The 8,822-nt window shown below is 70.8% G+C and carries 7 protein-coding genes; 6 read left to right on the top strand and 1 reads right to left on the bottom strand.

Features of this window, described 5'->3' with window-relative positions; translation table 11 throughout:
* Window positions 1-18: 18 nt before the first annotated feature.
* The 4 genes from ABD191_RS26700 (at window position 19) to ABD191_RS26715 (ending at window position 6,302) form a co-directional block, all read left to right on the top strand.
* Window positions 19-2,349 (top strand): protein kinase domain-containing protein, encoded by a 2,331-nt coding sequence (locus ABD191_RS26700; RefSeq protein ID WP_344087965.1) that lies wholly within the window; start codon window positions 19-21, stop codon window positions 2,347-2,349.
* 14 nt (window positions 2,350-2,363) lie between these two features.
* Window positions 2,364-3,752, top strand: coding sequence for a hypothetical protein (locus tag ABD191_RS26705; protein WP_344087968.1), 1,389 nt, complete (start codon window positions 2,364-2,366; stop codon window positions 3,750-3,752).
* A 4-nt stretch (window positions 3,753-3,756) separates the two neighbouring features.
* Window positions 3,757-5,718 (top strand): AAA family ATPase, encoded by a 1,962-nt coding sequence (locus ABD191_RS26710; RefSeq protein WP_344087971.1) that lies wholly within the window; start codon window positions 3,757-3,759, stop codon window positions 5,716-5,718.
* 71 nt (window positions 5,719-5,789) lie between these two features.
* Entirely contained in the window at window positions 5,790-6,302 is a 513-nt protein-coding gene (locus ABD191_RS26715; protein WP_344087974.1) for an FHA domain-containing protein, read from the top strand.
* 79 nt (window positions 6,303-6,381) lie between these two features.
* On the opposite strand, the gene ABD191_RS26720 is transcribed toward ABD191_RS26715, so the two are convergent.
* Window positions 6,382-6,903 carry a helix-turn-helix domain-containing protein gene (locus ABD191_RS26720; RefSeq protein ID WP_344087978.1) on the bottom strand — a complete coding sequence of 174 codons (522 nt, stop codon included), beginning with the start codon at window positions 6,901-6,903 and terminating at the stop codon, window positions 6,382-6,384.
* A 68-nt stretch (window positions 6,904-6,971) separates the two neighbouring features.
* On the opposite strand from ABD191_RS26720, the gene ABD191_RS26725 reads away from it, so the two are divergent.
* Both ABD191_RS26725 and ABD191_RS26730 read left to right on the top strand, forming a co-directional pair.
* Window positions 6,972-7,319 (top strand): hypothetical protein, encoded by a 348-nt coding sequence (locus ABD191_RS26725; protein ID WP_344087981.1) that lies wholly within the window; start codon window positions 6,972-6,974, stop codon window positions 7,317-7,319.
* Window positions 7,316-8,323 carry an alpha/beta hydrolase family protein gene (locus tag ABD191_RS26730; protein ID WP_344087984.1) on the top strand — a complete coding sequence of 336 codons (1,008 nt, stop codon included), beginning with the start codon at window positions 7,316-7,318 and terminating at the stop codon, window positions 8,321-8,323. The genes ABD191_RS26725 and ABD191_RS26730 overlap by 4 nt, the downstream gene beginning before the upstream one ends.
* The last annotated feature ends 499 nt before the right edge of the window (window positions 8,324-8,822 follow it).

Below are 8,822 nucleotides of genomic sequence, written 5' to 3' on the forward strand. Positions count from 1 at the left end.
CGGCGGAAGCAACCGCGCATGACCGGGCCACGGCAACCGCGTGAGCTCGACGAGACGCTGCTGGACCCCGGACGGGCGCGTCAGTTCCCGCAGCGGCGGCCGCGCGACGCGGCCGGCCTCGCGCCGACGCTGGTGGACGCGGGCCGCCGTCGGCCGGGAGGCGGTGAACCACTCTCCGCGGAACTGGCCGGGCGGTACGACCTCGACCAACCGTTGAACGTGCCCGCCAGCCAGGCGGATCTGTTCCTCGCACGGGACGGCAACAGCGTTCTCAAGCGGTACCACCAGGGGGGCGCCCCCATCGCCGACGTGAGCGCGTACCTTGCCACGCCACGCCCCCATGTCGCCCGTTACCTGGAGTTCGGCCCCGACTACGAAATCTTGGAGTACCTGCCGCACGGGACCCTGCTCGACCGGCGCGCCACAGATCCGACCGCGTTCGACTTCGCCGCCCTGCGCGAGGTCGCCCAGCAGCTGGCCACCGTGCTGATCCATATGCACCGGCAGGGGCTCGTCCACCGCGACATCAAGCCGGCCAACATCATGATCCGGACGCTGCCGCCGCTCGACCTGGCGGTCGTGGACTTCGGCGTCGCCGGTCGACCGGGTGAGGTCGGACCTGTCGGCCCGCTCAACCCGGCCTACCAGCCACCCGAGTCCGTGCTGCTGGGCCAGTTCCACCAGGCGGGCGACTGGTGGTCACTGGGCATGACACTGCTGGAGCTCGCGGCCGGTGAGCATCCGTTCGAAGGGCTGACGCGGGAGGACATCCGGAGCCATTTCGGTTCCGCGCGGTCTGTCGATGTCTCCGGCGTGCCCGACGAGCCCGGCTCCGACGGCGCCGGCCGTCAGAACCGGCTGCGCAATCTCTGCCAGGGCCTGCTCACCTCCGATCCGGCACAGCGCTGGGGCGAGCCGCAGGTCAGCAAATGGTTGGTCGGGCTGGACCCGGACGTGCCGGGCATGGCGACCCGACCCTTCTCGACAGCGGCCGAATCCCCGAACGCCGCGACGGCCGTGGGTGCCGAGCAGCCGTACGTCTTCAACGGCATCGCCTACCACTACCGCGACGAACTCGCACAGGCGCTGGCGACAGCATGGAACCACGCGGTGGAGGTGCTGTTCACCCGCGACGGTCCGCTGGAACAGCTGCGCACATGGCTGGAACAGTTCACGGACGCTGACGGACTCGAGGCGGGTCGCGTGGTCGACGACGTCCGGGAGAACGTCACCAGGCCCGCCAGCGTACGGCTACTGCAGGTGGTGCAGGCGCTGGATCCGACGCGCCCACCGACCTACCGCCATCACGTCATCTCCCGGCAGAACCTGCAGGCCATCGCGCACCGGGCGTTCGCCGGTGACCACGACGCCAGGTCGGTCCTCGCGGACCTGTGGACCCACCATCTACTGCCGATGTTCGACACGGCCGCACCGATCGACCCGGATCGCGGCGCCGAGGGCCTCACCGACGTCGACCACGCGTGGCGAGCCGAGGTGCACCGGCTCGTCGCCGCCGCGACCGCGCTGGACGACGCGGAAGCCCGCGACTATGTGAACGAGCAGACGGTCAGGCCCAACATTCTGGCAGCCTGCCTGCGCGCGGCGCTGGACGATCCCGCCGACGCCGCCGCCGCGCGCGGCCTGGTCCGCCGGGTCGAGGCGGAACTGCCCGTGGCGGTGCCGTGGTTCAGCGCGCTGACCGGCCGGCGCGACCTGGTCTGGTTGGCGCTAGTCCTCGCCGCCCACGCCACGAGTCGCGCACAAACGGTCCACGACCGTCGCCGCGCTGACGAGGCAGCCGCCGAGACGGACAGGAACAACCACCTGTTCCGGGAGTGGTCGCGGCGGCAGAACCGACCGGTCGCGGCCGGTTGGGCGGTCGCCGGGGTGTGCTTCCTGGTGGCCGGATGGATCGCGCTGCTCACCGCCAGCGACGCCGCCGGATGGGCGACCGACACCGATATCGGGCTCGGCTGGGTCGGCGCGGCGGTCTGCGCAGGTGTGTCCCTGGTCGCGGAGTGCCTGTTCGCCATGGAGGTGGGCGGCCGGTTCCACCCTCGGTTCTCAATGTCCGGAGCTGGGCCGATCGCGCTGCGACCGCTCGGGCGGTGGCTGCGGCGGGCCTGGCTGCCGGCCAGCCTGGCGACCCTCGCTGTGCTGGCCGGGATGACCGCGGCTGCGGTGCGTTACCCGCAGGCCATCGCGGCCGCCACGACCGTCGGTCACCTGGCCTGGCTGGTGCGGCGCTGGCTGCACTGGCGCCGCCACCGCGCCGAGCAGGACGCCCGGCATGCGGCGGCGGAGCGTCGCTGGCCGCCACGAACACCCGAAATGCCCGAATATTCGTAGAGAGGAACCGATACATGAGTGGTGGACAGATCGGGGTCGCACCCGCAGTGCTGCTGGTTCCGGTCGTCGTCGTCGGCGCGGCGGTGGTCGTCGGTGCCGGCCTCGCGGCCGCCCTGGTGATCCGGACGGCCCAAGCGGGCGCCGAGACCACCGGCCGGGCGCTGGAGGAGCTGGCCGACGCCATGGAACGCAAGGCCGACGCACAGGACCAACGGGAGGCACAGGCACGCCTGTGGGGTCTGGCGGCGAGCGCGACCGTCCGGACCAACCAGCAGATCCTGCTGTTGGCGGCCCGGGCAGAGAAGGCGGGCGTCCACGTGCCACTGCCCGGGCCGTTCGACCTGACCGGGCGCCAGCTCGCCGACGCCCGCGACTGGGTCATCGACGCCGAGCGTGCGCTGGCGGACGCGTGGCAGCAGGTGGAACGCGCGGAGACGGAACGGACGTGGCACCAGCTCGTCGCCGCGTTGCCCACCCCCGCCGGCAGCGCCGAGAGCGCCGCCGACCTGCTCGCCGCCTTCTCCGTCACGCTAGCGGACCGCAGGCGGCGCGGGAGGGGCATGACCACGACGGCCACGTCGCGGCCCGTCCAGCCGAAGGCCGACGAGGACGCGGTCCGCGCCGAGATCGACGAGATCCTCGGTCGCCTCGACGTGGACGCGACCGCGGCCGAACGGGAGGAAGTCATCATCCTCGCGGCCCGGGCCGTCAAGCAGCGGGAGACCGGCACCAGCCGCACCTATCTGGACGCGCTCATCCGCAGGGTAGACGAGTCGATCAATCGCCGGGCAGCCGACCGGCGCGACGCGGCCGGCTGGCTCACCGCCCTGGAGCACCCGTTGGTGGCCGGGATCTTGGCCGATGCGGCGCCCCCGCCGCCACGCCCGGACGTCGTCGAGCGGCTGCGCGCGGTCGTTCGTGGGGACGCGGAGCTGACCGCCGCCGACCGTCGCGACGCGGGCGAACTCCTGTCGTGGGCGCAGCGGCAGGTGGAGCGCCGGCGCCTGCTGGAGGTGATGGCCGAGACGCTCGAAGCCGCGGGGTACACCGTGACAACCGGCATGCGGGTTCAGCACACCGCCGCGCTGAGCGTGGCGCGCGAGTCGTGGCGCGATGAGCACGACACCACGGTGTGGGTGGACGAGGCGGGCGGCGTCCGCTGGCGGACGAAGGCGCTCAGCCCGGACGCTCGCGCGGAGGCCAGCCGGTGCGAGGACATCAACGAGACCATGCGGGCAGTCGGGCACACGCTGACCGCACAGGGCTTCGACGTCGACGTAGCTGTGCCCGCCACGCCGCTTCCCGCCATTCCCGCGTACCAGCCGAGCGTTCACCAGTCCCCCGAGGCCGAGACGAAGCCCGCGGCCCGGGAACGGAGCACCACCGACGAGGAAGGAAAGTGACGCCGTGACCGCCGAACCGACCCACCGACCCCAGCCGGGGTCCCTACCGGGAGCGCCGCTGTTCGCCCAGGAACTCGCCGGGACGCTCGCCGTCCACTCGCAGTACGTCCTGTACGGCAACGTCCGCGACGTCTACCTCGTGCCCGAGCCGGTCCGCCGGTCCCCTGATGGGATGTCGCCGGAGTCCATGCTGGAGGTGCTGTGGCGCGCGCTGCGCCCCTCCGGCTACCGCTGCCTGGTCGTTTCCGACCAGGTTGACGGCATCACCGTGTACCCGCGCGGCGACCCCGACGCGCGGGCAGCGGCCGAACAGGTGCTGGGCCGCCGCATGCTCGACCGCAAGCAGACGCTCGAACGGCTGCGGACCTGCATGGCCCGGGTGGTCGGCAACCCCCCGCCGCCGCCGATCAAGGCCGATGCCGTCCAGGAGGACCCGAGCGCGGACGAGGTGTCGACGGACGGGGCGCGGGTCGCGTTCGTCATCGACTACGCGGCACGCATTCCGCGCAGCCAGACGGCACTGGAGGGAGAGGAACGCGACTTCTTCCTGTTCGCGCAGAAGCTTGCCGTGACCGCGGAGACCCGCGGTGGTGGGCCGGCCGACCGGCCGAGCGAGCTGTTCAACCCGATCATCTGGTTGACCGAGGGCGAACGGGACCTGCCAGCCTGGCTCACCGTCGGCATGGAGCGGGTACGCACGATCGCCGTACCCAAGCCAGGGCTGTCCGACCGGCTCATCGCGGCCCGGTACTTCGCGCCGGTGATCACGCGGGACCATCGACCGCCCCTCGATGGCGACCCGGACATCGAGCGGTTCGCCAAGCGGACCGACGACATGACCCTGCACGCGGTGCGGGAGATCGCGCGCCTGTGCGCGGACCGCGGCATGCCGCTCGCCCAGATCGACGACGCGATCCGGATCTACAAGATCGGCATCGACCAGAACCCGTGGCGGCAGGAGACCGTACGGCAGCAGATCATCACCGGGGAGGCCAGGATCCCGGACCAGGTTCTCGGCCAGCGAGCCGCGATCACCAAGGCGTTCGACATCCTCAAGCGCGCGGCGCTCGGCCTGTCCGGGGCGCAGGCGAGCAGTTCGGCGAACAGGCCACGCGGCGTGCTGTTCCTCGCCGGGCCGACCGGCGTGGGCAAGACCGAGCTGGCCAAGCAGGTGGCCACGCTCCTGTTCGGCGATCCGGAGGCATACCTGCGGTTCGACATGTCGGAGTTCAGCGCGAGCCACGCGGCCGACCGGTTGACGGGGGCGCCGCCGGGCTACGTCGGGTACGAGGCCGGCGGCGAACTGACGGGGGCGATCCGCCGCAGGCCGTTCTCCGTCGTGCTGTTCGACGAGTTCGAGAAGGCACACCCGCAGATCTTCGACAAGTTCCTGCAGATCCTTGATGACGGCCGGCTGACCGACGGCCAGGGCACCACCACGTACTTCTCAGAATGCATGTTGATCTTCACCTCGAACCTGGGCGTGTTCCGCACGGACCCTCAAACGCAGGAGAAGATCCAGCTGGTCCACCCCGGTATCGCGTACGACGAGCTGGAGAGGCGGGTCAGGGCCGCGATCGACGAGTACTTCACCACGAAGCTCGGCCGCCCCGAGTTGCTCAACCGCTTCGGCGACAACATCGTCGTGTTCGACTTCATCGACGCGCCCACGGCGGGACGCATCCTCGAGGGGCAGCTGCGCAATGTGATTGACCGGTTGGCTCGGGAGCAGGGCATCACGCTCGACATCGGGGGCCTGGCCCTCACGCGCCTAAAGGAATGGTGCGCGGCGCCCCGGACGCTGGCCAACGGCGGGCGCGGCATCGGCAGCGAGGTGGAGAGCAGGTTCATCAACCCGCTGGCCCGCTACCTGTTCGACGCGAACGTCCGCTCCGGCAAGGTGCACGTCCACGACATCGACGTGGACAACGGCGTGGCCACCCTCGTCGCCAGGCACGAGCCGTGAGCGCCGACGCACCCGCACAATGGTGCCGCAAATGCGATAAGGAGTATCCCCCGCCGCACTATCTCTGCCCCGTGCACCACGGCGAGGCGCTGGTGCCGCGACCGGTCGAGACCTCGGCCCCGCCCCCGGCTGCGGAGGATGCCGCCCGACCGCGGAAGGTGTGCTGGAACTGCGGCACGACGTCGCCGAACGAGACGAGCCGCGACTGCGCCGACTGCATGGAGTCGTTGATACCGCCGACCCTCGTCATCGCCTTTCCGGCCGGGCGGGTAGTGGTGAGCGCCTGTGGACAGTCGGTCGACCTGGGCCGCGCGGGCCAGTTCAGCCGCGTCTTCGACCGCTACCCCAATGTCTCCCGATGGCACGCGACGGTGAGCGTTGACGCCGATGGGGACGCGTGGCTGGCGCCCAACCCCGCCGCGCCCAACGGGACGTTCCTCAACGACAAAGAGATCATGGATCGGACGCCGCTGCGGCCGGGTGACCGCATCCGCTTCGCCACCTGCGAGGGACCGAACATCGGGCCGACCAGCGAGCCGGTCCGGCAACCGCGCCGGGAACCGGCACCCGGTCCCGGTGGGTGACAACCTCGAGGGCGCCGAGATCGCCCCTGACGCGGGCCGCGCCCGCGTCAGGGGGCGACCCTGTTGATCAAACCATGGATCACTCCGCCGGCATCAGGATGGTGGTCAGCAACCGACGGGTGCGGCCTTCGGGTGACAGTGCCATGCGCCGGGCGATCAGCTCACGCAACTCGGTGATCAGCTCGACGAGTTCCTCATCGGTGAGGTGCAGTGCCACTTGGCGGTAGCCGACCAGGTCACTCGCGGGGTTGATGTCGCCGCGTTCGAGGTAGTTGTCGAAGTCGGCCAGCAGGCCGGCGACGAACGCGGCGAACGCGGCCCGGTGCTGCTCGACGCTCATCTGGGCGACTGCTTCGGGGCCGACGACCGTGGTGTCGGTGCGCAGCCGGTAGGTGCGCTCGGCGGCGCCGCGCACCCGGCGCTCGTCGACGATCTCCAGGATGCCGGCCTCGACCAGGGTGGCGACCTGCCGGTAGAGGGTGGCGGTAGCGACGTCGGGGAGCAGTTCACGCAGTTGCAGGGTGGTGAGGTCGCGGCCACCCAGGAAGGCCTTCACGACCCGCAGTCGGACCGGGTGTAGCAGCAGTTCCGCCGTGGTCATCCGGATCACACCTTCAAGGTCATTCTCATACTTGACATCATTCTCATCGTCGAGAATAGTACTGGAGCATGAGCGTTGTGTCCATGACCCCGTCCACCCTCACCGTCGAACTCACCGCCCGCGAGAAGCTCGCCGGGCTGCGTGGCGACGTCACCATCCCGTTGACCTCGATCGCGAGCGTCGATGTCGTGCCGAACGCGCTGGCCGCCGCGCGCGGGCTGCGCGCCCCCGGGCTGGCGTTGCCGGGGTTACGGAAGATCGGCACGTGGCGCAGCCGGGCCGGCGCGGAGTTCGTCGTCGCGAGCCGCGGCCAGGCCGGGGTGCGGCTCACGCTGACCGGCCACCGACTCGCCTCGGTGCTGCTCGGCGACGACGACGCCGCCGCGCTGGCCCAGCGGATCGAGGCCGCCCGATGACCGCCGCCACCGCCATGCACGAGGTCGAGCTGCGGTTCCCCGGCCCGGACCGGGACCTCGCGGGCACCCTGACGCTACCCGCCGGCACCGGGCCGTTCCCCGCCGCCGTGTTGGTCAGCGGCTCCGGACCGGTCGACCGGGACTCGAACGCGGCCAAGATGCCGATCGACTCCACCCGCCAGCTGGCGCACGCCCTCGCCCGCGCGGGCATCGCCTCGCTGCGCTACGACAAGCGCGGCGTGGGCGACAGCCGGCTGCTGCGCGACGGCACCATGGAGGACAAGAACGGCTGGCTGCGCGTCGGGCTGTTCGACAACGCCGACGACGTCGCCGCCGCGTTCGCCGCGCTGGCCGCCCGCGCCGAGACCGCAGCCGAGCGGCTGTTTCTCATCGGACACAGCGAGGGCGCCACCTTGGTCACCATCACCGCCGCCCGGATGTCGCACCAGCCGACCCGCCCGGCCGGGGTCGTGCTGCTGGCCGGCTCGGCCAAGCGTGGCGACGCCGTGTTGCGCTGGCAGGCCAGCATCCTCGCGCCGACGCTGCCAGCGCCGGTCCGCGCCGTGTTCAAGGTGCTGCGCACCGACCTGGTCCGCCAGGTGAGCCGCAACCACGACAAAGTCCGCGCGACCAGTACCGATGTCGCGCGCATCGGTGGCGCGAAACTCAACGCGAAGTGGCTCCGCGAGTTCCTCGACTATGACCCGCGTGGCGACCTGGCCCGCGTGACGGCTCCCGTGCTCGCCATCACCGGCAACAAGGACCTCCAGGTCGACCCCGCGGACCTGCCGGTGATCGCGGAACTCGTGCCCGGCCCGGTGCAGACCTGGCTCGCCCCCGACGTCACGCACATGCTGCGCACCCAGCAGGGAAAGCCGTCGCTTCGCGCGTACCGGGAAGAGGTCCGCCGCCCGGTCGATCCGGCCCTCCTCGGCCGCGTCACCGACTGGCTGGTCGACCAGATCCGGGCCGAGGATCGCGACGTTCACCGAGACGACGAGTAGGTCAATTCCCTTGCGGCCCAACGAAGAGAGGAAGGAAACTTTCGATCATTGTGCCGACAACTTTCGGCTCTCTGTGTGGACACATCACATTGGCGGGCTTCGAGATTGCCGGCGGTCTAGATCATCGCGGAAGAAACGTCGGCTCGGCACTGAACCGGTTTCCTTGTGAATGCACGCGCTGGTGTGGCAGCCTCGCGGTTCCTGGCAATGCACGCCGTCACACCACCGGTCGTTGGTCCTGGCCCGAAGGACCTGACCGGACGGACGGAACGGCGCTTCGCAACCAGGCATGGCGGACCCGCTCCTCACATCCGCAAGGAGGAAGCAGAAGAAATGACCGACGTCCCCGTCCCCCACACCGGCCGCAAGCGTCGCCGGCTCAGAATGCTGATCGCCGGCGTAAGCGCCGTCGCGGTCGCCGTGACCGGCACGATCCTGGCGACCAACGCCTACGCCGATGCCGACCGCACGATCACGTCCAACGAGACCGGTTACCACA

This window comes from Luedemannella helvata (genome assembly GCF_039528415.1).
Taxonomy (GTDB): domain Bacteria; phylum Actinomycetota; class Actinomycetes; order Mycobacteriales; family Micromonosporaceae; genus Luedemannella; species Luedemannella helvata.